24 protein-coding genes are annotated in these 22560 nt (G+C 72.2%); 17 read left to right on the top strand and 7 right to left on the bottom strand.

From position 1 onward, the window contains the following. Positions 1-12: 12 nt before the first annotated feature. Entirely contained in the window at positions 13-672 is a 660-nt protein-coding gene (locus tag NE235_RS06050) for an acetate uptake transporter (protein WP_252799924.1), read from the bottom strand. A 178-nt stretch (positions 673-850) separates the two neighbouring features. On the opposite strand from NE235_RS06050, the gene NE235_RS06045 reads away from it, so the two are divergent. Both NE235_RS06045 and NE235_RS06040 read left to right on the top strand, forming a co-directional pair. Beyond that, positions 851-1978, top strand: a complete 1128-nt coding sequence (locus NE235_RS06045; protein WP_252799923.1) for a glycosyltransferase family 4 protein — start codon at positions 851-853, stop codon at positions 1976-1978. A gap of 117 nt (positions 1979-2095) precedes the next feature. Beyond that, complete coding sequence (locus tag NE235_RS06040; RefSeq protein ID WP_252799922.1) at positions 2096-2614, top strand: DinB family protein; 519 nt, start codon at positions 2096-2098, stop codon at positions 2612-2614. Positions 2615-2684: 70 nt separating this feature from the next. Here the strand turns inward: NE235_RS06040 and NE235_RS06035 are convergent, their stop codons facing one another. Beyond that, on the bottom strand, positions 2685-3884 hold the full coding sequence (locus NE235_RS06035) for an MFS transporter (protein ID WP_252799921.1): 1200 nt from the start codon (positions 3882-3884) through the stop codon (positions 2685-2687). 75 nt (positions 3885-3959) lie between these two features. On the opposite strand from NE235_RS06035, the gene NE235_RS06030 reads away from it, so the two are divergent. Then, positions 3960-4538, top strand: coding sequence for a TetR/AcrR family transcriptional regulator (locus tag NE235_RS06030; RefSeq protein WP_252799920.1), 579 nt, complete (start codon positions 3960-3962; stop codon positions 4536-4538). 96 nt (positions 4539-4634) lie between these two features. Here NE235_RS06030 and NE235_RS06025 read toward each other — a convergent pair whose 3' ends face one another. Then, a complete protein-coding gene (locus NE235_RS06025) occupies positions 4635-6395 on the bottom strand; it encodes an AMP-dependent synthetase/ligase (protein WP_252799919.1) in 1761 nt (586 codons plus the stop codon). A gap of 303 nt (positions 6396-6698) precedes the next feature. On the opposite strand from NE235_RS06025, the gene NE235_RS06020 reads away from it, so the two are divergent. The 6 genes from NE235_RS06020 to NE235_RS05995 all read left to right on the top strand — a co-directional run bounded on the left by NE235_RS06020 (position 6699) and on the right by NE235_RS05995 (position 10854). Beyond that, positions 6699-7382, top strand: a complete 684-nt coding sequence (locus NE235_RS06020) for a copper homeostasis protein CutC (RefSeq protein WP_252799918.1) — start codon at positions 6699-6701, stop codon at positions 7380-7382. A 58-nt stretch (positions 7383-7440) separates the two neighbouring features. Next, a complete protein-coding gene (locus NE235_RS06015) occupies positions 7441-8208 on the top strand; it encodes a metallophosphoesterase family protein (protein ID WP_252799917.1) in 768 nt (255 codons plus the stop codon). 75 nt (positions 8209-8283) lie between these two features. Then, entirely contained in the window at positions 8284-8718 is a 435-nt protein-coding gene (locus tag NE235_RS06010; protein ID WP_252799916.1) for an SRPBCC family protein, read from the top strand. A 115-nt stretch (positions 8719-8833) separates the two neighbouring features. Then, entirely contained in the window at positions 8834-9184 is a 351-nt protein-coding gene (locus NE235_RS06005; protein ID WP_252799915.1) for a hypothetical protein, read from the top strand. Positions 9185-9200: 16 nt separating this feature from the next. Continuing rightward, a complete protein-coding gene (locus NE235_RS06000) occupies positions 9201-10148 on the top strand; it encodes an ROK family glucokinase (RefSeq protein ID WP_252799914.1) in 948 nt (315 codons plus the stop codon). Positions 10149-10152: 4 nt separating this feature from the next. Beyond that, the gene (locus tag NE235_RS05995; RefSeq protein WP_252799913.1) at positions 10153-10854 is read left to right on the top strand and encodes an endonuclease/exonuclease/phosphatase family protein; all 702 of its coding nucleotides are present in this window, start codon (positions 10153-10155) and stop codon (positions 10852-10854) included. A gap of 121 nt (positions 10855-10975) precedes the next feature. Here the strand turns inward: NE235_RS05995 and NE235_RS05990 are convergent, their stop codons facing one another. Continuing rightward, positions 10976-11683, bottom strand: coding sequence for a hypothetical protein (locus NE235_RS05990; protein ID WP_252799912.1), 708 nt, complete (start codon positions 11681-11683; stop codon positions 10976-10978). A gap of 259 nt (positions 11684-11942) precedes the next feature. Here NE235_RS05990 and NE235_RS05985 point away from each other — a divergent pair, with 259 nt between their 5' ends. From NE235_RS05985 to thiI, 3 genes are all read left to right on the top strand, one after another. Continuing rightward, a complete protein-coding gene (locus NE235_RS05985; protein ID WP_252799911.1) occupies positions 11943-12713 on the top strand; it encodes a lysophospholipid acyltransferase family protein in 771 nt (256 codons plus the stop codon). A gap of 133 nt (positions 12714-12846) precedes the next feature. Then, positions 12847-13872: a 6-phosphofructokinase gene (locus NE235_RS05980; RefSeq protein WP_252799910.1), complete on the top strand. Its 1026-nt coding sequence runs from the start codon at positions 12847-12849 to the stop codon at positions 13870-13872. 172 nt (positions 13873-14044) lie between these two features. Next, complete coding sequence (thiI, locus tag NE235_RS05975; protein ID WP_252799909.1) at positions 14045-15298, top strand: tRNA uracil 4-sulfurtransferase ThiI; 1254 nt, start codon at positions 14045-14047, stop codon at positions 15296-15298. 5 nt (positions 15299-15303) lie between these two features. Here the strand turns inward: thiI and NE235_RS05970 are convergent, their stop codons facing one another. Continuing rightward, positions 15304-16263 carry an NADP-dependent oxidoreductase gene (locus NE235_RS05970; protein ID WP_252799908.1) on the bottom strand — a complete coding sequence of 320 codons (960 nt, stop codon included), beginning with the start codon at positions 16261-16263 and terminating at the stop codon, positions 15304-15306. 112 nt (positions 16264-16375) lie between these two features. Between NE235_RS05970 and NE235_RS05965 the strand changes: the two genes are divergently transcribed. Then, positions 16376-16954, top strand: a complete 579-nt coding sequence (locus NE235_RS05965; RefSeq protein WP_252799907.1) for a TetR/AcrR family transcriptional regulator — start codon at positions 16376-16378, stop codon at positions 16952-16954. A 22-nt stretch (positions 16955-16976) separates the two neighbouring features. Here the strand turns inward: NE235_RS05965 and NE235_RS05960 are convergent, their stop codons facing one another. Both NE235_RS05960 and aroF read right to left on the bottom strand, forming a co-directional pair. Continuing rightward, the gene (locus tag NE235_RS05960) at positions 16977-17885 is read right to left on the bottom strand and encodes a DMT family transporter (RefSeq protein ID WP_252799906.1); all 909 of its coding nucleotides are present in this window, start codon (positions 17883-17885) and stop codon (positions 16977-16979) included. Positions 17886-18147: 262 nt separating this feature from the next. Beyond that, the gene (gene aroF / locus NE235_RS05955) at positions 18148-19170 is read right to left on the bottom strand and encodes a 3-deoxy-7-phosphoheptulonate synthase (RefSeq protein WP_252799905.1); all 1023 of its coding nucleotides are present in this window, start codon (positions 19168-19170) and stop codon (positions 18148-18150) included. Between the two features lie 287 nt (positions 19171-19457). Between aroF and NE235_RS05950 the strand changes: the two genes are divergently transcribed. From NE235_RS05950 to NE235_RS05935, 4 genes are read left to right on the top strand one after another with little or no spacing between them, the layout of a single operon-like run. Then, positions 19458-20051, top strand: a complete 594-nt coding sequence (locus tag NE235_RS05950; protein WP_252799904.1) for a sulfite oxidase-like oxidoreductase — start codon at positions 19458-19460, stop codon at positions 20049-20051. A gap of 55 nt (positions 20052-20106) precedes the next feature. Next, positions 20107-21315: a sensor histidine kinase gene (locus tag NE235_RS05945; protein ID WP_252799903.1), complete on the top strand. Its 1209-nt coding sequence runs from the start codon at positions 20107-20109 to the stop codon at positions 21313-21315. A gap of 58 nt (positions 21316-21373) precedes the next feature. Beyond that, positions 21374-22192 (top strand): LytR/AlgR family response regulator transcription factor, encoded by an 819-nt coding sequence (locus NE235_RS05940; protein ID WP_252799902.1) that lies wholly within the window; start codon positions 21374-21376, stop codon positions 22190-22192. After that, positions 22185-22535, top strand: coding sequence for a hypothetical protein (locus NE235_RS05935; protein WP_252799901.1), 351 nt, complete (start codon positions 22185-22187; stop codon positions 22533-22535). Before NE235_RS05940 ends, NE235_RS05935 begins: the two co-directional genes overlap by 8 nt. Positions 22536-22560: the final 25 nt, after the last annotated feature.

Genomic DNA, 22560 nt, shown 5'->3' with positions numbered 1-22560 from the left:
ACGGCGCGGGGACTACTGCGGGACCGGGCTCGCCTCGACGGCGCGGCGTGCGCCGAGCGGCGAGCCGACCGGCAGGGAGTACCGCCCGTCCATCCCGTTGACCACGCCGGCCGCGGAGGTGTACCAGGCGACCAGGGCGGTGAGGACGCCCACCCAGCCGCCGAGCTTGATCGTGCCGGTGCTGTGCGAGAAGTTGCCGATGAACAGGATGATCTCGGTCAGCTCCAGGGTGAGGAATACCCCGAACACCGCCGCCGTCACCTGAGAGCTCCACAGGAGCATGTACGTGTTGAAGATCGCGAACGCGAGCAGGATCCAGCCGAGGTCGTTCTGGATCAGGTCCTCCGGGTTCGCCTTCGTGGCCGCCGCCGTCGCCGCGGCCGTGGGCGCGACCCAGCGGACGTACAGCCCGAGGCCGATCCAGAACCCGCCGTACGTGGCGAACGCGGTCGCGCCGAAGACGTTGCGGTTGCGGAACTCCCACATGCCGGCCAGCAGCTGGATGAGGCCGCCGTAGGCGAACGCGTATCCGAGCCAGGCGTCCGTGCCATCGGTCCACCCGGCGTTCTTTGCGGAGAGAAGGAAGGTGGTCAGCGCGAACGCCGCCAGCCCGAGCGGGGCGGGATCGGCGATCGCGGAGATCGGAGTCGGGGGTCGGGGGGTTTCGGTCATGGGTGGCTCCTCCTCGTCGTGAAGCTCACCGCCGTACCTCGTCGGTCCGCTGTGCATGCTTCGCAGGCCGGGCGGGGGCCGGGCGGCCAGGACGCGCGTAACCACATTAACTCCGTGTTTCGCTCTGGTCACGGGGCTGCGTAAGAGTGATCGCGGAAGTCGTGCGATCCTGGCAGCGATGAGGAAGACGCTCGTCCTGACCAACGACTTCCCGCCCCGGCCGGGCGGGATCCAGGCATTCGTGCACAACCTGGCGGTCCGCCGGCCGCCGGGCTCCCTCATCGTGTACGCCCCGGCGTGGGAGGGCGCGGCGGACTTCGACGCCGCGCAGCCGTTCCCCGTCGTCCGCCACCCCGGTCCGCTGATGCTTCCGGTGCCTCCGGTGCTGCGGCGCGCCGTCGAGATCGTCCGCGCGGAGGACTGCGACTCGGTGGTCTTCGGCGCGGCGGCGCCGCTCGGACTGCTGGCCCCGCGGCTGCGGCGGTCCGGCGTCGAGCGGTTCGTCGGCATCACGCACGGCCACGAGGCGGGCTGGGCGGCCCTGCCCGGGTCGCGGCGGCTGCTGCGCCGGATCGGGGACGAGGTCGACGTGCTCACCTACCTGGGCGAGTACACCCGCAGCCGGATGGCCCGCGCACTGTCGCCCGCGGCGGTGGGGCGGATGCGGCGGCTGGCCCCGGGCGTCGACGAGACGGTGTTCCGGCCCGGGGCCGGGGGAGAGGACGTCCGGGCCCGGCACGGCCTGGCGGACCGCCCGGTCGTCGTCTGCGTCTCCCGCCTCGTTCCGCGTAAGGGGCAGGACGCGCTGATCCGCGCCTGGCCGCGGGTGCTGCGCGCCGTCCCGGACGCCGTCCTCTTGATCGTCGGCGGCGGCCCGTACCGCACCACGCTCGAACGGCTCCGCGTCGACCTGGGCGTGGCGGGCTCCGTGCGCCTGACCGGCACGGTCCGCTGGGAGGAGCTTCCGGCGCACTACGACGCGGGCGACGTGTTCGCGATGCCCTGCCGGACCCGCCGTGGCGGTCTCGACGTGGAGGGCCTGGGCATCGTCTACCTCGAGGCGTCCGCCACCGGCCTTCCGGTGGTGGCGGGTGACTCCGGTGGCGCCCCGGACGCCGTTCTCGACGGTGAGACCGGCGTCGTGGTCGACGGCACCTCGGTCGGTGCGGTCGCCGACGCCGTGATCGGCCTGCTGCGCGATCCGTCCGCGGCGCAGGAGATGGGCAAGCGCGGGCGCTCGTGGGTCGAGCGCGAGTGGCGCTGGGAGGTCCAGGCCGCTCGCTTCGCCGCCCTCCTGGGCTCCTGATCCGGATCGCAGGGCCGCTCGGATCGCCGCGCCCTCAACGGGCGTCGATTGCGGCCGGAAACTGACCGCTTCGCTGCCTAGTGTGGCTTGTGACGGACCTCACCGATCAAGGGAGCGATGACCATGACGTCGAACGGCGGCACCGCCACTCTCACCGGCGAGCGCGCGGATCTGCTGGCGGGCCTGCGCAAGGCCCGGCACTTCCTGCGGTACACCGTGCGGGACCTGACCGACGAGCAGGCGGCCCGCCGCACCACGGTCAGCGAGCTGTGCCTCGCCGGCCTGATCAAGCACGTCACCGAGGTCGAGCGCCGATGGACGGCCTTCATCGTCGACGGGCCCGCCGTCATGGAGGAGGACGGGGACTGGGCGTCCTACTTCCGCATGGAGGAGGGGGAGACGCTCGCCGGGCTCCTCGACGCCCACGCGGAGATCGCCCGCCGCACGGACGAGCTGCTGGCGGCGCTGCCCGATCTGGACGCCTCGCAGCCGCTGCCCGAGAAGCCGTGGTTCGAGCCGGGCGCCCGCTGGTCGGCGCGCCAGGTGCTGCTGCACGTGATCGCCGAGACCGCGCAGCACGCCGGTCACGCCGACATCATCCGCGAGGCCCTCGACGGCGCCAAGACCATGGGCTGAGGCGCGGCGAAAGGACGATCGCCGCCCCCGGGGGCCGGGGCGGCGATCGTCCGTGAACTCCTGCGGGAGGTCAGCGGCGGGCGGTCAGGGTGAGCGTCGCGCCGAGGGCGAGCAGGGCCGCGAGGACGTACGCCAGGACGGACAGGCCGTGCGCGCTCAGCGCCCCGGCGACCTGCGGGCCGACGCTGGCCCCGACGAACAGGATGAAGGTGAACAAGGAGACCGCCGTGCCCCGCGCGGCGCCGGCGCGGCCGCCGATGGTCTCGATCAGGGCCGGGGCGGTGAGGCCGACGCCGGCGACGAAGGCGTTCAGCAGGAGCGCCAGTCCCAGAGTGCCCGGGTGGGTCAGGCCGATCAGCGCGGCCGACACGGCGGACAGCGTCATCGCTCCGGTCGCGCGGCGCGCTCCGGGCACGCGCTGCAGGACGGGCGTCACGAACGGGATCGCGAGGATTGCCGGCAGCGCCGCGGCGCGCAGCGTGAGCAGGGCGGCCGCCCCGCCCGCCGCGCCGGTGAGCGCCAGGCCCGTGTAGAGGGCGACGAACGAGCCGAGGACGACCGGGGTGGCCAGGTACAGCGGGATCAGCCGGCGGTTCGCCAGGAGGCCCGGCATGGCGCGGTAGGCGTCGAGCGGAGAGCCCGTCGTGGCGGGACGGCCGGGCAGCATCACCCGCCGCAGCGCGGCGGCGACGAGGGCGAAGGCCACCGCGAACACGGTGAACACCGCGCGCCAGCCGGCCACCGCCGCGATGCCCTGCGCGGCGAGTTGCCCGAACACCGCCGAGGCGAGGAACGCGCCGATCACCGCGGACAGCAGGGTCGGGCGGTGCCGGGGCTCGGCGCGCTCGGCGATGTAGGTGAACGCGACGGGGGCGAACGCGGCCGTGGTGACGCCCTGCAGGACCCGCAGGGCGATGGCCATGCCCAGCCCGGAGGAGAGGGCCACCAGGGCGGTCGTCACGGCGGTGGCGGCGATGCCCGTGACGATGATCGGGCGCCGGCCGAACCGGTCCGACAGGGGGCCGAACACCAGGAAGCCGGCCGCGTATCCGAGGCCGAACGCACTGGCCATCCACGTCAGCGCGGAGGCCGGCGCGTGCCACTCCCGGCCCATCGCGCCCAGCAGGGGGATCACGCCGTAGAGCTGGCCGGTGGCCAGCAGCGCCGTCGCGACGAACGTCACCAGGGTCGCGGCGAAGGGCGCGTGCGCCGGCTGCGCCGCCGGGGCGGAACCCGCCCGGGCGCGGGTCGGGAAGAGCATCGTCGTCATGGCCGAGAAAGTATCCAACCAACCGGTTGGGTGTCAACCAACTAGTTGGATTGACTGTTCCGGTAAGCTCGTCGCATGCCGAGAGACACCGCCGCCGCCACGAAGGAAGCACTGCTCAGTGCCGCGCGGAAGGAGTTCGCCGCGTACGGGATCGCCGGGGCGCGGGTCGACCGCATCGCCGAGCGCGCCGGCGTGAACAAAGAGCGCATCTACGGCCACTTCGGCAACAAGGAGAAGTTGTTCGACGCCGTCATGAGCCAGGTGCTCGACGAGGTCGTGGAGATGGTCTCCCAGGAGGTCGACGACGTCGGGGACTACGTCGCCCGCATGTACGACTACCACCGCGCGCATCCCGACCTGCAGCGCCTGCTGCTGTGGGAGGCGCTGCACTACGGTGATCAGCGCGAGTTCGACGAGGGCAGGCGCGCCCACTACCGACGGAAGATCGAGGGGCTCGCCAGGGGCCTGGGCGCCGAGCCCTCGGTGGACGTCGGCCGTACCCTCCTGACGGTGTGCGGCATGGCGTCATGGCCCACCGCCGTGCCGCAGATGGCGCGGCTCATCCTCGGGCCGGACGCCGAGGACCGGGACGCGATGCGCGCCCACCTGATCGAGTTCGCCCGGTCCGCGGTCGCCCGGAGGACGCCGGCCTGACGGACCCGGAAGACATAGGCCTGACGACGGAGCCGGAGGACGAAGGCATGGCGGGCCCGGAGGACGCCGGCCTGACCGGTCCGCCGGACCCGGCGCTCAGGCGTAGAGCGCCTCGATCTCGTCGGCGAAGTCCCTCTCGACGAGGTTCCGCTTGACCTTCAAGGTCGGGGTGAGGTGACCGGACTCCTCGGTGAAGTCCACCTCGAGGATCCGGTACTTCTTGATCGCCTCGGCCCGGGACACCGTGGTGTTGGCGTCGGCCACCGCCGCGTCGATCTCCTTGACCAGGTCCGGGTCCTTGGCCAGCTCGGCGGTGGACAGGCCCGTCTTGCCGTGCTCTTCCTTCCACGGCTCGAGCGCCTCGGGGTCGAGGGTGATCAGGCAGCCGATGAACTTCCGCGCGTCGCCGACCACCATGCACTGGCTGATCAGCGGGTGCGCGCGCAGCCGGTCCTCCAGGGGGGCCGGCGCGACGTTCTTGCCGCCCGCGGTGACGATGATCTCCTTCTTGCGGCCGGTGATCCGGAGGTATCCGCCCTCGTCGAGTTCGCCCACGTCGCCGGTGTGGAACCAGCCGCCGTCGAGGGCGGCCTTGGTGGCCTCCTCGTTGTGCCAGTAGCCGGCGAAGACGTTCGTCCCCTTGACCAGCACCTCGCCGTCGTCGCCGATGCGGACCGTGGTGCCGGGGATCGGCTTGCCGACGGTGCCGATGCGGTTCTCGCTGGGCAGGTTGACCGCCGCCGGGGCGGTCGTCTCGGTGAGGCCGTACCCCTCGAGGATCGTGATGCCGACGCCGTCGAAGAAGTGGCCGAGCCGCTCGCCGAGCGCCGCGCCGCCCGAGACGGCGTGGGTGACGCGGCCGCCGATCGCGGCGCGCAGCTTGCCGTACACCAGCCGGTCGAACAGGGCGTGCTTGAGCCGCAGCCCGAGTCCGGGGGAGCCGGCGCGGCTGTAGGCGATCGCGGTGTCCGCCGCGGCGCGGAAGATCCGGCCCTTGCCGTCGGCGGCCGCCTTCTGCTCGGCGCCGATGTAGACCTTCTCGAAGACGCGGGGCACCGCGAGCAGGAAGGTCGGCTCGAAGGAGGCGAGGTCGTCGACGATGCGCGCCATGTCGGCGGTGTGGCCGAGCGTCACGCCGGCCTCGACACAGCCGATCTGGATGAGCCGCGCGAAGACGTGGGCGAGCGGCAGGAACAGCAGCGTCGAGCCGTTCCTCAGGCCGAACACCTCGGTCAGCGCGCCCTCGGTGACGTTCCGCGCGGTCGCGAGCAGGTTGAGGTGGGTGATCTCGCAGCCCTTCGGGCGGCCGGTCGTGCCCGAGGTGTAGATGATCGTGGCCAGGTCCGCGGCGGACCGCGACTTCCGCCGCTCCGTCAGGTCCTGGTCGGAGCCCGTGCCGCCCGGCAGGTCGTCCATCCGCCAGACGTTCGCCAGCGCGGGGAGGCGGTCGCGGACCGACTCGACCGCCTTGACGTGCTCGTCCGTCTCGACGAAGGCGGCCTTGGCGCCGGAGTCGCCGACGATCCACTCGATCTGCGCGGCCGAGGACGTCTCGTAGATCGGCACGGTGATGCCCCCGGCCGTCCAGATGGCGTAGTCGGCGACGGTCCATTCGTACCGGGTCCGCGACATGAGCGCGACGCGGTCACCCGGCTCGATGCCGGCCGCCATCAGGCCCTGGGCCACCGCGCCGACCGCGTCGGCGAACTCGCGCGCGGTGACGTCCCGCCATCCGGATCCGGACTTGCGCCGGATGACGACGCGGTCCGGCTCCTCGGCCGCCCGGGAGAAGATCGTGTCGGTGAGATTGGCCGAGTCGGCGATCGTCACCTGTGCGGGAACGCTGTACTCGCGCACGACTACTCCTCAGCTGGTATGGCGGGCATAGGGCGGTATTCGCACGGACGCTACCGCCTCAAGATACTGGTCGGTAGCCTTCGGCGCGGTGACACGTCTCGCATTTCTTCTTACCACGCGTGTAACGACCTCGTTGATACGCGTTCGCGGAACGGCTCATAGGCGGGATGGCGGATCGAATGGGTAACGACATCGTCCGTTCGGGGCAAACGCGGGCCGGACCGGGAGCGGCGGCGCGCGGGCCGGGCCAGAATACGCCTCACCGCGGGTGCCGCGGCGCCGACGAGGGGGGAGGCGAGGTCGTTGCTCGAGGTCGTCGCGATGAACGAGGTGGACGCCGAGGCCGCCGAGACGGGAGGCGCCGACCGCATCATGGCGGTCGCCGACCGCCGGTCCGGCGGCCTGACCCCGGATCCCAAGACCGTCGCCGCGATGCGCAAGACGACGTCCCTGCCGATCCGGGTCGTGCTCCGCGCCAAGGACGGCTTCCGGACCAGCGAGCCCGAACTGGGCCGGCTCTGCCGGGCCGCGGCCGCCCACGCCGACGCCGGGGCGGACGGCTTCGTGTTCGGTTTCCTGCACGCCGACCACACCGTCGACCTGTCGGCGACCGCTCGGCTCGCCGACGCCGTGCTGCCGTTGCCGTGGACGTTCCACCGCGTGATCGACCACGCCGCCGAGCCGGAGGCCGCCTGGCGCACGCTCCGCCTGCTGCGCGGTCTCGACTCCGTTCTGTGCGCCGGCGCGGCGGGCGGCGTGGGCGCGGGCATGGAGGCGCTGCTGCGCCGGGCCGCCCGCGACGCGAGGCTCATGCTCGTCGGAGGCGGACTGCGCCGCCGGCACGTCCCGGCCCTCGCGGCGGCCGGAGTGCGGGCCTTCCAGGTCGGCGACGCCGTGCGCCCGGTGGGCGGCGGCCCCCAGGCCCCGGTCGACGCGGCACGGGTCCGCGAGTGGCGTGCCCTCGTCGACGCCGCGGCCGACCGCTGATCGCGATCGCCGGGTCTCGGCCGCCTGCCGTACGGCCGGCGGGTCTTACAGTTGGCGCATGCGGGTTCATGTGGTCAGCGACGTGCACGGACGGGCCGACGCGCTCGCCCTGGCGGGTGACGGCGCCGACGCGTTCATCTGCCTCGGCGACCTCATCCTGTTCATCGACTACGACGATCACGGCAAGGGCATCTTCGCCGAACTGTTCGGCGCGGAGCACGCCACGAGATTCATCGAGCTCCGCACGCAGAAGCGGTTCGACGAGGCACGGGAGTTCTCGCGCTCCATGTGGGCGACGCTGGACGGTGACGCCCGGCCGTACATCGAGGCCGCCGTGCGCCGTCAGTACAAGGAGCTGTTCGGCGCGATGCCCACTCCCGCGTACCTCACCTACGGCAACGTCGACATCCCCCGGCTGTGGGCGGAGAGCCTGCGTCCCGGCCAGCGGGTCCTCGACGGCGAGACCATCGACATCGGCGGCCTGCGCTTCGGGTTCGTCGGCGGCGGGCTACGCACCGAGTACCGCACCCCGTACGAGCTGGACGAGGAGGTCTACGCCGCCAAGGTCGCGGCGCTCGGCGCGGTCGACGTGCTGTGCTGCCACATCCCGCCGGCCGTGCCCGAACTGCTGTACGACACGGTCGCGCGGCGTTTCGAGCGCGGCAGCGAGGCGGTCCTGCGCGCGATCCGGGAGACCCAGCCGAGGTACGCGCTGTTCGGCCACGTCCACCAGCCGCTCGTCCGCCGCACCCGCATCGGCCGCACCGAATGCGTCAACGTGGGTCACTTCCGCGCACGCGGGGTTCCGTACGTATTGGAGTTCTAGCGACTACGCTCCGCTCAAGGCGAAGCGCCGCGCTCAATTCTCGCCCCGGAAGAAAGCCGAAAGAAGGAAACGCCGATGGCGGACCGTACCAGCTCCAGCATCACCATCAAGGCTGAAAAGCCAGAGATCATGGCGGTCATCGCCGATTTCGCGGAATACCCTGAATGGGCGGAAGGGATCACCGCGGCCGAGGTCGTCACCACCGGGGACGACGGCCGCGCCGAGCAGGTGCGGATCACGCTGGAGGCTGGGCCGATCAAGGACACCTACGTCCTGGCCTACGACTGGGACGACGACGAAGCGGTGCACTGGCACCTCGTGGAACGCGGCACCATGCTGACCGGCATGACCGGCGCGTACCGCCTCGCCGAGCGCGACGGCGAGACCGAGGTGACGTACGAACTCGCGGTCGACGTGCGCGTGCCCATGATCGGCATGGTGCGGCGCAAGGCGGAGAAGCGCATCATCGACACGGCCCTCAAGGGGCTGAAACGACGCGTCGAGGGATAGGCATGCGAGGGGCGTCGAAGGCAGGCGCGGGCCCGGCCGCCACGGGCACCCCGTGGCGCGCGCGTCCCCTCCGAGACGGTACGGTTTCACGCCGACGATAGGTAGATGATGACCAATGAGTGAGCAGCCACCCTCGGTGCTGTACGAGGCCGTGCGTCTCGTCGACACGCTTCGCCGACGGTTCAACGCCGGCGGCACGTCGAAGGACGACGTGTGGAGCGAGGCCACCAGCGAAGCGTGGGGCGACCACTTCGCGACCGGCGCGGCGGAGTGCCGCTACTGCCCGGTGTGCCGGGCGATCGCGGCGTCCCGCGAGTCCGGTCCGGAGGTCCTGTCCCACGTGATGGCGGCGGGTGAGCAGCTCTACTCGGCGGTCCGTGAGGCGATGGCAGGGTTCGAGCGCACGCGGCCGCGCCCCCACGCGGCGGGCGACGACCCGGCGGGCGCCGGCACGGCGACGGGTTGACGGAGGAGAAGCGTCCATGACGCTGACCATTGGTGTGGATGTCGGCGGTACGAAGGTCGCCGCCGGCGTGGTCGACGACCGTGGGCGGATCCTGGATAAGGTGCGTCGCCCGACGCCCTCGACCAGCCCCCACGAGACGGCACGGGTGATCGCGGAGGTCGTCGAGGTCCTCAAGAGCCGCTTCGGCGAGGTCGAGGCGGTCGGTCTCGGCGCCGCCGGGTTCGTGGACGAGAGCCGCGCCACGGTGCTGTTCGCCCCGAACCTCGCCTGGCGCGACGAGCCCATCAAGAAGAAGGTCGAGGGCGAGGTCGGCCTCCCCGTCGTCGTGGAGAACGACGGGAACGCCATCGCCTGGGGCGAGGCGAAGTTCGGCGCCGGCCGTGGCGAGGACCACATGATCCTCGTCGCCCTCGGCACCGGTATCGGCGGCGGTCTGATCCTCGGCGGCGAGCTCTACCGCGGCCGCTTCGGCATCGGCGCCGAGTTCGGGCACTACCGGGTCGTTCCCGACGGCCGGCGCTGCGGCTGCGGCAACCGCGGCTGCTGGGAGCAGTACGCCTCTGGCAACGCCCTGGTCGCCGAGGCCCGCGAGATCGCCCGAGTGTCACCGGCGCTCGCCGGCCGGCTGCTCGAGCTGGGCGACGGCAGGCCCGAGGGGATCAGCGGCCCGGAGATCACCGAGGCGGCGCGCGAAGGTGACAGCGCGGCGCTGGAGTGCTTCCGCACGATCGCCCACTGGGTCGGGCAGGGCCTCGCCGACCTCGCGGCCATCCTCGACCCCGGGGCGTTCGTCATCGGCGGTGGCCTGTCGGAGGCGGGTGACCTGCTGCTCGAACCGACGCGGGAGGCCTTCGAGAACGCCCTGACCGGCCGGGGCCACCGCACGTTCGCCGACATCAGGATCGCCGAGCTCGGCCCGGACGCCGGCATCGTGGGCGCCGCCGACCTGGCACGGTCCCGTTAGCCGCGTGGTCGTCAGGCTCGTCAGCTACAACATCCGGTCGATGCGGGACGACCGGGCGGCGCTCGTCCGCGTCGTCCGGCGCCTGCGGCCCGACATCCTGTGCGTGCAGGAGGCCCCGCGCTTCCAGTTCTGGCGGCACCGGCGGTTGTGGCTCGCCCGGCGCGCGGCGCTCGTCCCGGCGACGCTGAGGCGTGGCCGCGTCGCCGGGCTGCAGTTGTACGCCGGGGCGCGGGCCACCGCGCTGCACGGGCGGCACCGGCTGCTGTCGCCCGTGCCCGAGATGCACCAGCGCGGCCTCGCGCTCGCGCTGTTCGACGTCCGCGGCGTCCGCCTGGTCGCCGCGAGCGTCCACCTCGACCTCGCGGCCGAGCCGCGCCGCCGCCACGCCGAGGAGATCATCGAGGAGCTCGACCGCGTGCGCGCGCGGACCGGCGCGCCGGTGGTGGTGGCGGGGGACGTCAACGAGGAGGCCGGGGAACCGGCCTGGGACCTCTTCGCCGGGCGCTTCCAGGACGCGGGCGCCGTCGCGCCGTACGGCCTGCGGGAGACGTTCAGCGCGGCGAACCCGGCGCGCCGGATCGACGGGGTGTTCGCGGACGAGGGCATCGAGATCCTCCGGTGCGGCGTGCCCGACGACCCCGAGCTCCTCGCCGACTACCCGGCCGCCACGGACCACCGCCCCGTCCTCGCCGAACTGCGCATCTGACGGCCACGCCGGCGCCGTTCGGACGACGAAGGCGCTCGGACGCCGGGCCGTACGGACGACGAAGGCGCTCCGACGACGGGGCCCGCTCAGACGACGAAGGTGCTCGAACGACGGGGCCCGCTCAGACGACGGCGCCGTCGTCGTCCGGGGGATCGTCGCCCATGCGGAGGACGAGCGCGACGAAGCCGCCGATGAAGGCCGCGACCGCGACGAACGCCGCCCAGCTCGGGACGCTCCAGCCGAGGAACACCGACAGCACGAGGTACACCGGGCCGCCGAGCAGCGCGATCCACGCGAACCGCGTGAGCGGGTCCGCCTTCGGCAGCGGCGGCGGGGGAGGCGGGACGAAGTGCTCCTCCTCGTCCTCGTCCTCGGAGGCGGGCTTGACGACCCGGGCCGTGGCGGTGCGCTCCGACCCGGAGTCCTCCAGCGACGCCCCGGCGGTGTCCTCCGGGCCGTCCTCGAGGTTCTCCTCGGCGGGCCACGGGGTCTCGCCGTCGGTCGTGGGCAGGTCGAAGCCCGCCACGATCTCGGCGAAGATCTCGTCCTCGTCCCGCGAGGCCGCGTAGTCGGCGCGCAGCTCGGGAAGGCGTCTCTCCAGGATGTCCTCGGCGGCCTGCCGGGCCTCCGCGTCGGCGTACAGCCGGTCGGTGGGCTCCTCGGGCAGCCGCACGTCGAGGTAGCCGCCGGTCGTTCCCGGAGCCGGGGCGGCGTAGGCGGCGATGCCCGCCTCCCGGAGGGCGGACAGCATCGCGTCGGCGAGCTGCGGAGTCAGGTCGGCGAGCGGGACGTACGCGTCCGCCGTGAGCCCGTTTCCCCGCCGGCTCATACCCCGGTCTCCCGTCGCATCCTGGCCAAACCGTCGTGCGGCACGTCGGTCGCGTGCGACCGGACGTCCGGCGTCAACGCCATGGCGCCTCCCCTCGAAACTGCCATCGGCCGACGCTTCAAAGATGAGCCTACGGCCCCCGCGTCGCGCAAGGACGAAAACGTGCCGTGTGTGGATGTGGGTGTGTCCGGCGTGAGATGGGAAGATGATTATCATCCCACGGACGGGTGAACGGCAGGGGGTAAGGAAAGGCGGGGCGTTGTTCTACTGGGTCGTCAAGGCCATCTTGGGTCCCATTCTGTACCTGGTCTGGCGACCGCGCGCGTACGGGACACGGCACGTTCCGCGGCACGGCCCGGCCATCCTGGCCGGCAACCACCTCTCCTTCGCGGACCACTTCTTCGGGCCGCTGCCCTTGCCGCGCAAGGTCACGTTCCTGGCCAAGGCCGAGTACTTCACCGGGACGGGCCTGAAGGGTCTCATCAGCCGGTTGTTCTTCAGCGGCGTCGGGCAGGTGCCGATCGACCGTACGGGCGGCCGGGCGAGCGAGGCGGCGCTGCGGACCGGACTGCGGGTCCTGGGCGAGGGGAAGCTGCTCGGCATCTATCCCGAGGGCACCCGCGCGCCGGACGAGCGGCTCTACCGCGGCAAGACGGGCGTCGCCCGCCTGGCCCTCGAGTCCCGGGCGCCGGTCATCCCGATGGCCATGGTCAACACGTTCGAGCTGATGCCCGCCGGGCGGCCGCTGCCCAAGCTGCGCCCGCGCCCGGAGGTGCGGTTCGGCGAGCCGCTGGACTTCTCCCGGTACTACGGCATGGCCCACGACAGGGTCGTGCTGCGCGCGGTCACCGACGAGATCATGTACGCCATCATGCGGCTGTCCGGCCAGGAGTACGTCGACCGGTACGCCGCGGACGTCAAGGAGAACGCCGTTACCGGCGAGGGGACCGCCGCGGAGGATCCGGGCGGCGACCTCACTCTGGCGGAAGACCAGGGTGCCGAGCGCACATCAAAGACCTCGAAGGGCTGATCAGAGGGGCCGCTTTCCGATATGGTCTAGACCAATCGGTGGGGTGTGCCCTGCGGGCGCGCCGCCTTCGAGAAGGTCCTACCCGCGCCGCTAGGCTGGCGGGTGAACTCAGGGTTACACAGAGGAGTTGGGCATGCGTGTCGGAGTGCTGACCGGCGGCGGCGACTGCCCCGGGCTGAACGCCGTCATCCGCGCCGTTGTCCGCAAGGGCATCCAGGTCTACGGATACGAGTTCGTCGGCTTCCGCGACGGCTGGCGTGGTCCGCTCGAGGGCGACACGACGCCGCTCGACGTCCAGGCGGTTCGCGGCATCCTGCCGCGCGGCGGCACCATCCTCGGCTCGTCCCGGACGAACCCGATCAAGATCGAGGGCGGGGTCGAGCGGATCAAGGACAACCTCGCCGGGCTGGGCGTCGACGCGCTCATCGCCATCGGCGGCGAGGACACGCTCGGCGTGGCGCGTCAGCTGCACGACCGGGGCGTCAAGGTCGTCGGGGTTCCCAAGACCATCGACAACGACCTGAACGCCACCGACTACACGTTCGGGTTCGACACCGCGGTGAACATCGCGATGGAGGCCATCGACCGGCTGCACACCACCGCCGAGTCGCACCACCGCGCGCTGATCTGCGAGGTCATGGGCCGGCACGCGGGCTGGATCGCGCTGCACGCCGGCATGGCGTCGGGGGCGAACGTCATCCTCATCCCGGAGAAGCCCTTCGACATCGAGAAGGTCTGCGGGTACGTCGAGAGCCGCTTCAAGACCAAGTACGCCCCGATCATCGTGGTCGCCGAGGGCGCGCACCCGGTCGACGGCCAGATGGACGTGCAGACGCAGGAGCTCGACGCCTTCGGCCACGTGCGCCTCGGCGGCATCGGCGAGCGTCTCGCCGCGGAGATCGAGAAGCGCACCGGCAAGGAGGCCCGCACGACGGTCCTCGGCCACATCCAGCGCGGCGGCACCCCGACCGCCTTCGACCGCGTTCTCGCCACCCGCTTCGGCGTGCACGCCATCGACGCGGTGCACGACGGCGCGTTCGGCAAGATGGTCGGCCTGCAGGGCACCGAGATCGTCCGTGTCGACCTGAGCGCCGCCACCGACGAGCTCAAGACCGTCCCGGTCCAGCGCTACGAGGAGGCCGAGGTCTTCTTCGGCTGATCGCCGGACCTCGTACGACCGTGAAGGCACCGCACGCGCGTGCGGTGCCTTCACGCATCCGGTGAGACCGTAGGGAACAGGGACCGCCGGACGGGCGTTCGGTCCAGACAGTCGCGTTCGTGCGCGACACTGGATGTTCGCACCCCGTCAGTGTCCGCTGGAGGTTGGACGCATGCCCACGCTCGAAACCGCGACGCACCCTCAGAACGCCGAGCGGCCCGCCGTCGTCGGAGAGCCCTGCGTTCTCCTGAAACTGGGCGAGATCGTCCTGAAGGGCAAGAACCGCGAGCTCTTCGAGCGGCGCCTGCAGAACAACATCCGGGCCGCCGTGAAGGGGCTCGGCATCAAGATCAACATCTGGCAGCGCGAAGGCGTCATCGTCGTGCGCACCGAGAGTGGCGAGCTCGCCGACGTCGACGCCGTGGCCCGGCGCCTCACCGACGTGATGGGCATCGTGTGGGTGCACCGCGCCTGGCGGGTGGCCAAGGACGTCGACGCGACCGTCCAGGCCGCCCTCGACCTCGTCGCGCAGCACCCGGCGCTGGCCCGCAAGGGCGCGTTCGCCATCCGCGCGCGCCGCCGCGACAAGCGCTTCCCGATCACCTCCTCCGATCTCAACGCCCTGGTCGGCGCGAAGGTCAAGGAGCGCTACGACCTGCCGGTCAACCTCAAGCACCCCGACCTGGCGGTGTTCATCGAGGTCGACCAGCGCGAGGTGTTCGTCTTCACCGACGGCATGCCCGGCGCCGGCGGCCTGCCGGTCGGCATGAGCGGCCGGGCGCTGGTGCTGATGTCGGGCGGCATCGACTCGCCCGTCGCCGCGTACCGCATGATGCGCCGCGGGCTGCGGGTGGACTTCCTGCACTTCTCCGGGATGCCGTTCACCGGCCCGGAGTCGATCTACAAGGCGTACGCCCTGGTCCGCGAGCTGGACAAGTTCCAGGGCGGGTCGCGGCTGTTCGTCTCGGCGTTCGGCAAGGCGCAGCAGCAGATCAAGTCCTCCGGGGCCGACCGGCTGCAGATCATCGCGCAGCGCCGCCTGATGCTCAAGACCGCCGAGGTCGTCGCGCACGACCTGGGCGGCGCGGCGCTCATCACCGGTGACTCCCTCGGCCAGGTCAGCAGCCAGACCATGCAGAACATCACGGCCCTCGACGACGCCGTGGACCTGCCGATCCTGCGCCCGCTCATCGGCATGGACAAGACCGAGATCATGGCCGAGGCGCGCAAGATCCACACGCTGAGCATCTCCGAGCTGCCCGACGAGGACTGCTGCACCGTCCTCACCCCCCGCCGCGCCGAGACCCGCGCCAAGATCGATGACCTGCGCCAGATCGAGAAGCGCCTCGACGCGGGGGAGCTGGCCGAGCAGCTCGCCGCCGGCCTCCAGGAGCACCGCCCCTCCTACGGCGACCCGACCACCTGACTCTTCTAGAGGTCGATGACGACCTTGCCGTGCACGTGCCGCCCCGCCTGAAGCTCGACCGCGGCACGGATCTGCTCGACCGGATAGCTCGCCGCGATCGGCACCCGGAGCCGACCCGCCGCGACCAGGCCGGCGATCTCCTCGATGGCACCCGGGGCCGCGAGGGCGCCGTTCGCCGGCGTGATCCCGTCGATCTGGGCGGCGATGGTGGTGATGCGCTTGTCAGGCACGCCGAGTTCGCGTGCCGCGTACGCCGTGTCCGTCCCGTGCAGATCCATGGCCGCAGTGACGCCGGCGGGAGCCAGCGCACGGACCCGGTCGACCAGACCATCGCCATAGGTGACCGGCTCGGCTCCCAGGGCCCGCAGGGCGTCGGCCGAGGTCGCCGACCCTGTCCCGATCACTCGCGCGCCCGCGAGACGTGCGAGCTGGACGGCGAACACGCCTACCCCGCCTCCCGCACCGCCGATGAGCACCGTGTCGCTCGGGCCCAGGTCGACCACGGCCAGAGCTGCGGCCGCCGTGGAGCCCGCGATGGTAAGGGCGGCAGCGGTGCGGTCGTCGACGCCGTCAGGGGTACGGTGCGCCGAGCCGCCCACCGCGATGGCCCCCGCCTCATCCACGACGACGTGGTCGGCGACCGCGCGGGACATGGCGCCGCCGAACACCCGGTCACCGATCGCGAACTCGCTCACGCCGTCACCGACCTCATCCACCACCCCGGCATAGTCGGTGCCGAACCCGCACGGCAGGCTCAAGCCGAATCGCGTGGCGGTCTCGGCGTCGGAGGTCATGACCCAGTCCATCGGGTTCAGGCCGGCCGCGGTGACCCGCACGCGGATCTGCCCAGAGCCGGCGTGCGGCACGGGTACCTCGCGGACGCGCAGGGCCTCCGGTCCGCCGAACGACTCGAACTGGACCGCCCGGCTCGTGGTCGCCGACGTGCTGACGCTCGCTTCTTCCATGCTCACTGTCTCCTGTAGCGGTTCGTGGAGCCACGTAAACGGACTATGCTCCGTTTGGGGTGAGACCGAATCTAGCACAAGTGGAGCGTGATCCGTTTTGACCGCCGCAGAGATGCGTAGACCGCGGGCGGACGCGGCCCGCAACCGCGAACAGCTGCTGGCCGTGGCGACCCGCTTGTTCGCCTCGGCCGACGCCGAGCCGTCGATGCGCGCGATCGCCAACGAAGCCGGGGTCGGCATCGCCACTCTCTACCGGCACTTCCCCACCCGCGAGGCGCTGGTCGACGCCGTCTACCAGGACCAGGTCTCGCGGCTCACCGCCGGTGCCCGTGAGCTGCTCGCCCGGCTCGACCCGCCTGCGGCGCTGCGACGCTGGATGGACCTGTTCGGGCAGTGGATCGCGACCAAGAACGGGATGCTCGACACGCTGCTCGCGATGGTCGAATCGGGCGAAATCGCCCATGCCCACACCCGGGCCGAGCTGCTCGGGGCCATCGATGACATCCTCGACGCCGGCCGTGCGAGCGGGGAACTCCGCGCCGACGTCCCCGCCGGAGACATCGCCGCCGCTCTCATCGGCATCTTCACCGTGGCCGGCTCGCCCGAGCAGGAGGCGATGGCCGCTCGCCTGCTGAACCTCCTGATGGACGGACTCAGGTCTTCCGCTTGCGGCCGACCTGAGTCCGTCTGAGTGAGACGGCGTCGCCGCGGGCTCAGCGGGAGCGGGTCGGCATGGTGAGGATGACCAGGCTGGCGGCGAGGAGGGCCAGGCCGGCGAGGGCGAGCGCGCTCAGGTGCTCGCCGAGGACGAACAGGCCCAGGACCGCCGCGACCGCCGGCTCGGCCAGGGTGAGCGTGGTGGCGGCGGCGACCGGGGTCGTCCGCAGGCCCCTCCCGTAGAACAGGTAGCCGAGGCCGGTGGTGATCACGCCGAGGTAGAGGGCCGCCGCCGCACCGGTTCCCGTGAACAGCCAGCCGGGGCCCATCGCGAGGAGCACCGGCAGGAGCAGCACCCCGGACCCGCCGAACAGCGTGCCGAGCACCGCGCGGCTGTCGTCGCCCCGGGTGATCAGATACGACGCGACGGTGGCGTACGCCGCGTAGCCGAAGCCGGAGATCAGGGCCAGCGCGACGCCGACCGGCTCGACGCCGGCCGCCTGACCGCCCAGGGTGAGCGCGGCGCAGCCGGCGACCGCGCCCGCCGTGGAGAGCAGCCAGCGCGGGGTCAGCGCGCCCATGCGGAGCACCCGGGACAGCAGGCCGGCGAAGACGGGGCCGCTGCCGATCGTGACGACGGTGCCGGTCGCGACGCCCGTACGGGCGACGGCGCAGAAGAACGCCACCTGGTACACGGCGACGAGCGCCGCGCCGAGCAGGAGGATCAGCCGCGTGCGGGAGCCGCGGGCGAGCAGCGGCCGCAGCCCGCCGCCGCGGACGGCCACGGCGAACAGGAAGGCGCCGCCGATGAGGAGGCGGGCGGCGCCCACCGCGACCGGACTCGCGTGGACGAGGCTGCGGACGGTGCCGGTCGTGCCCCACAGGGACGCGGCCAGGACGATGTCGGCGGACCCGCCGAGCCGCCGGCGCGCGGGCGCGGCGGAGGAGACTTCAGTGGTGGTCAAGGAGAACGCTCCAGATGTCGAACGGTTCGAGGGAACGCGAGATCCGGGGCGCGCCGAAGAGCCGCTCGGCGGCGGCGTCAGGGGAAGCGCCCGGCGATGCCGGGCGCGCAGGTGTGGTGGCCCCGGTCAGAACCGGGGCGGCCCCAGCTGGGCGGTGTAGTACGCCATGCCGGGAAGACTACCGTCCGCGTCCTCGTGCGTACGGCCGGGGTGCCGGGCGGCGGACGGGGGCGCGCAGCGCGCCGCGGCACGCCCCCGCAGGTCAGACGGTGGTGAGGGTACGGCCGACGATGGGCGGCAGGGCGCGCACGGTGGCGGCGAGCTCGCGCATGTCGTCGTCGACGAGCGCCTGCGGGCCATCGCACAGGGCGCTCTCCGGGCTCGGGTGCACGTCGATGATCACTCCGTCGGCGCCGACGGCGATCGCCGCGCGGGTGAGCGGCAGCACCAGGTCGCGCCGGCCGCCGGAGTGGGACGGGTCGACGATGACGGGCAGGTGCGACAGCCGCTGCGCGACGGAGACGGCCGAGATGTCGAGGGTGTTGCGGGTGGCCTTCTCGAACGTGCGGATGCCGCGCTCGCACAGCACGATGTCGAGGTTGCCGCGCTGGGCGATGTACTCGGCGGCCATCAGCCACTCCTCGATGGTGGCGTTCATGCCGCGCTTGAGCATGACGGGCCTGCCGATACCCCCGACGGCCTGCAGTAGCGCGAAGTTCTGCATGTTCCGGGTGCCGACCTGGAGCATGTCGGCGTACGAGGCCACGAGCTCGACGTCGTTCGCGTCGACCACCTCGGTGACGATGGGCATGCCGGTCTCGGCGCGCACGTCGGCCAGAATGCGCAGGCCCTTCTCGCCGAGTCCCTGGAAGGCGTACGGGGAGGTGCGCGGCTTGAACGCACCGCCGCGCAGCAGGGTCGCGCCCGCCGCCTGCGCCATCCGCGCGGCCTGGAGGGTCTGCTCCGGCGTCTCGACCGCGCACGGCCCGGCGATGAGCGTCATGGTCCCGGGGCCGATCGGCACGCCGCCGACGCGCACCACCGAGCGATCGGGGTGGTTCTCCCGGCTGACCAGCTTGTACGGCGCCGAGATCCGGATGACGTCGCTGACGCCCCGCAGCGCGTTGAGGTTCAGGGTGCCGAACTGCTCGACGTCACCGACCAGCCCGATGATCGTACGGTTGACGCCCCGGCTGACGAACGCCTCGCCGCCCGCGCCCTCGACGACCGTGACGACGGCCTGGACATCGGCTTCCTCCGCGTCGGCGGACATGACAACGACCATGGTGCTTCCTCTTCCCGAGACAGTCGGTTCTTGGCCTGAAACGACAGATGCCCCGGACCCATCGGGCCCGGGGCATCTGTCGGTGGTTGCCTTCTAGCGCAGCGTCCTTCCGGCAGTCACCCGTGTCCCGGGCCCGCCATAGGTAAAGAAGGAGACGTTGCGCATACCGCCACCCTAGCCGATGCGCCGGGCGTCCCGCGCGGAGGGGTTCGGCACGGCCCGCGCGCGGGGGATGGCAGGATGGCCGATGACCATGAGCGGGCATTCGGAGAGTCGAGGGCGACGCGGTGGGGCCTGACGACCGCCTCCCGCCGGGACAGTACGTTCCGCGCGGCTGGCCCGTCCTGCACTACGGCCCGGTGCCGAGGTTCCGTCCTGACCGCTGGGACCTGCGCGTGTACGGCGCCACCGAGGCGGGGCGGGAGTACCACTGGACCTGGCCGGAGGTCCAGGCGATGCCGCGCGGGAGGGTGACCGCCGACTTCCACTGCGTCACGAAGTTCACCGTGCCCGACGTGGACTGGGAGGGCATCCTCACGGCCACACTCGTCGGGCTGGCGCCGCCGGCCGGCGACGCGACCCACGTCATGGTGTGGGCGGAGTACGGCTACAGCGCCAACCTGCGGATGAGCGACTTCCTCGACGACAAGGCGCTGCTGGCCACCCACCAGGGCGGCGAGCCGCTCACCCCCGACCACGGCGCGCCGCTGCGGATGGTGGTGCCCCACCTGTACGGCTGGAAGAGCGTGAAGTGGGTGCGCGCCATCGAGTACCTCACCGCGGACCGCCGGGGCTTCTGGGAGGAACGGGGCTACCACAACATCGCGGACCCCTGGCGGGAGCAGCGGTACTCCTACCAGGAGGAGCAGCCTCCCGCGTAGGAGGACTTGCCGAAATACCGGCGTTTGCGTGACGATGGCGTTACCGTCTGTGGTCATGGTGGGGATTTCGGCCGAGGCCGTGCTGGCCGCCACGGCGGCGCTGATGGCGGCCGCCGCGGGCTGGTCGCTCGGCTCGGCGCGCCGGCGCGCCGAGCCGAGCGCGCCGGACGAGGAGGCGCTGTTCGCGGTCCTGCACGCCATCTCCCTCACGTCGGCCTCCCTGCGGACCGGGCTGACCGAGGAGTCGGCACGGCGGGCGGCCCGCCACCTGCGGGAGCTCCTCGGCGTACCGGCCGTCGCCGTCACCGACACCGGGCGCCTGCTCGCCTGGGACGGCGCCGGGGAGGCCCACGCCGCGACCGTGGTCCCGCTCGCCGCCCAGGTGCTCGGGACCGGCCGGCCGCGGGTGGCCGTCTCGGAGCTGGTCGCGTGCGGCGACCCCGGCTGTCCCGTCCGGGCCGCGGTGATCGCGCCGCTGACCATCGAGGGCCGCGTCGCCGGGGCCCTGGCGGCGTACGGCGCCGGGGTGCGGGACGAACGCCTGCAGACGCTGGGCGAGGTCGCCCGGTGGGCCTCCGGGCAGCTGGAGCTCGCCGAGCTGGAGACGTCGAAGACGCGTCTGGTGGAGGCGGAGATGCGGGCGCTGCGGGCGCAGATCTCCCCGCACTTCGTCTACAACTCGCTGAGCACGATCGCGTCCTTCGTTCGCACGGATCCCGAGCGTGCCCGTGAACTGCTGCTCGACTTCGCCGACTTCGCGCGGTACTCCTTCCGTGACCGGCGCGACTTCACGACGCTGGCCGAGGAGCTGCGGTCCATCGACCGGTACCTCCTCCTGGAACGGGCGCGCTTCGGAGACGAGCGGCTGCGGTTCAGCGTCGAGATCGCGCCCGAGGTGCTTCCCGTGGCGGTGCCGTTCCTGTCGCTGCAGCCGCTCGTGGAGAACGCCATCCGGCACGGCATGCAGTGCGGTGGCACCCAGCGTCTGCACGTCCGGATCCTGGCGCGGGACGCCGGCGCCGAGGCGGCGCTCAGCGTGGAGGACGACGGGGTCGGCATGGATCCCGGGAAACTCCGGGCCCTTCTCGAGGAGGGTCGGGAGAGCGCACCGCACGGCGGCATCGGCCTGGTGAACGTCGACCGCCGCCTGCGTCAGGTCTATGGAGAGGAGTACGGCCTGGTCATCCAGACGGCGGTCGGGGCGGGGATGAAGGTCAGCCTGCGGGTGCCGAAGAGTCGTACGGCCGTCGAGGCCCGGTATTGAAACCAACTACTTGGTGAAATGAGTTGCATACTCTGCGTAAAAGAGGGAGTCTCCTGCCATGCTCCGCGTCCTCGCCGCCGACGATGAGGCCCCCGCGCTGGAGGAGCTCACCTACCTGCTCCGCCGGCATCCGCGGATCGAGCACGTCAAGCCCGCCCGCGACGCCGCCGAGGCGCTGCGCGAGATCGGCAGGATGATCAAGAGCGGGGAGCGGCTCGACGCGGTCTTCCTCGACATCTGCATGCCGGCGCTCGACGGCTTCGACTTCGCCCGTCTCGTCGCCGGCTTCGCCGCCCCGCCCGCCATCGTCTTCGTCACCGCGCACGACGAGTACGCCGTCACCGCCTTCGAGTTCGGCGCCGTCGACTACCTCCTCAAGCCCATCGACCCCGACCGCCTCGGCGAGGCCGTGCGGCGCGTCGATGAGATCGTCCACCGCGACACCGCGCCGCCGTGCGAACCGGAGACGGACGACGTGATCCCGGTGGAGCTCGGCGGGCGCACCCGGCTGATCTCCCGCGCCGACGTGACCCACGCCGAGACGCACGGCGACTACATCCGCCTGCACACCGCCGAGGGCAGCTACCTCCTGCGGATGCCGCTCTCGGTGCTCGCCGAGCGCTGGCAGGACGCCGGTTTCATCCGCATCCACCGCCAGACGCTCGTCTCCGCCGCGCACATCACCGAACTCCGCTTCGACGAGGGCCGTGTCCTCGTGCAGATCGGGGACCTGCGGCTGCCGGTGAGCCGCCGCCACACGCGCGAGGTGCGCGACCTGCTGATCCGCCGCTTCCGGCAGCGGCCGCAGTCCCCCGGTGAGCCGCCATCACCCGGCCGGCCGCCGTCGCCCGATGAGCCGCCGGCGTCTGATGAGTGAACGCGTCACCGTCACCGGCCCGCCGAGCGGGTCGGCGCGGCCGCCGCACTCCCCGGCCGAGGTCTCAGGCGGGGCCGGTGCGTCGCCCGTCCGGTCGCTCATGCGCGTGCAGGCCGCGTACGCCGCGCTGACGTGCGCCATCGTCGCGCTGGTCAGCGGCGGACTGCCGCTGCTGTTCGCGAGTGAGCCCGCGCTGTCGCGGATCCGGATCCTCGGCGTACGGCTGCCCTGGCTCGTGCTCTCGGCGGTCGTGCCCGTCGTGTGGGTCGCCGTCGCACGCCGGCACGTACGCCTGGCCGAGCGGGCCGAACGGGACTTCGCGGCGATGGCCCGGCACGAGTGACCCGAGCCCGCGCCGAGGAGAACGA

The sequence above is a fragment of the Actinoallomurus spadix genome (genome assembly GCF_024055725.1).
Classification (GTDB): domain Bacteria; phylum Actinomycetota; class Actinomycetes; order Streptosporangiales; family Streptosporangiaceae; genus Actinoallomurus; species Actinoallomurus spadix.
The sequence above is the reverse complement of the archived record's forward strand: the minus strand, read 5'-3'. Positions and strand labels throughout refer to the sequence as shown.

Bases quoted from the DNA above. Each gene is read 5' to 3' on its own strand.
- NE235_RS06030 (WP_252799920.1), top strand. From the start codon at position 3,960: ATGCCGAGAGACACCGCCGCCGCCACGAAGGAAGCACTGCTCAGTGCC.
- NE235_RS05940 (WP_252799902.1), top strand. From the start codon at position 21,374: ATGCTCCGCGTCCTCGCCGCCGACGATGAGGCCCCCGCGCTGGAGGAG.
- NE235_RS05990 (WP_252799912.1), bottom strand. From the start codon at position 11,683: ATGAGCCGGCGGGGAAACGGGCTCACGGCGGACGCGTACGTCCCGCTC.
- NE235_RS05980 (WP_252799910.1), top strand. From the start codon at position 12,847: ATGCGTGTCGGAGTGCTGACCGGCGGCGGCGACTGCCCCGGGCTGAAC.
- NE235_RS06045 (WP_252799923.1), top strand. From the start codon at position 851: ATGAGGAAGACGCTCGTCCTGACCAACGACTTCCCGCCCCGGCCGGGC.
- NE235_RS06035 (WP_252799921.1), bottom strand. From the start codon at position 3,884: ATGACGACGATGCTCTTCCCGACCCGCGCCCGGGCGGGTTCCGCCCCG.
- NE235_RS06005 (WP_252799915.1), top strand. From the start codon at position 8,834: ATGAGTGAGCAGCCACCCTCGGTGCTGTACGAGGCCGTGCGTCTCGTC.
- NE235_RS05965 (WP_252799907.1), top strand. From the start codon at position 16,376: ATGCGTAGACCGCGGGCGGACGCGGCCCGCAACCGCGAACAGCTGCTG.
- NE235_RS06050 (WP_252799924.1), bottom strand. From the start codon at position 672: ATGACCGAAACCCCCCGACCCCCGACTCCGATCTCCGCGATCGCCGAT.
- NE235_RS06000 (WP_252799914.1), top strand. From the start codon at position 9,201: ATGACGCTGACCATTGGTGTGGATGTCGGCGGTACGAAGGTCGCCGCC.
- NE235_RS05935 (WP_252799901.1), top strand. From the start codon at position 22,185: ATGAGTGAACGCGTCACCGTCACCGGCCCGCCGAGCGGGTCGGCGCGG.
- NE235_RS05945 (WP_252799903.1), top strand. From the start codon at position 20,107: ATGGTGGGGATTTCGGCCGAGGCCGTGCTGGCCGCCACGGCGGCGCTG.
- thiI (WP_252799909.1), top strand. From the start codon at position 14,045: ATGCCCACGCTCGAAACCGCGACGCACCCTCAGAACGCCGAGCGGCCC.
- NE235_RS06040 (WP_252799922.1), top strand. From the start codon at position 2,096: ATGACCATGACGTCGAACGGCGGCACCGCCACTCTCACCGGCGAGCGC.
- NE235_RS05970 (WP_252799908.1), bottom strand. From the start codon at position 16,263: ATGGAAGAAGCGAGCGTCAGCACGTCGGCGACCACGAGCCGGGCGGTC.
- aroF (WP_252799905.1), bottom strand. From the start codon at position 19,170: ATGGTCGTTGTCATGTCCGCCGACGCGGAGGAAGCCGATGTCCAGGCC.
- NE235_RS06010 (WP_252799916.1), top strand. From the start codon at position 8,284: ATGGCGGACCGTACCAGCTCCAGCATCACCATCAAGGCTGAAAAGCCA.
- NE235_RS06015 (WP_252799917.1), top strand. From the start codon at position 7,441: ATGCGGGTTCATGTGGTCAGCGACGTGCACGGACGGGCCGACGCGCTC.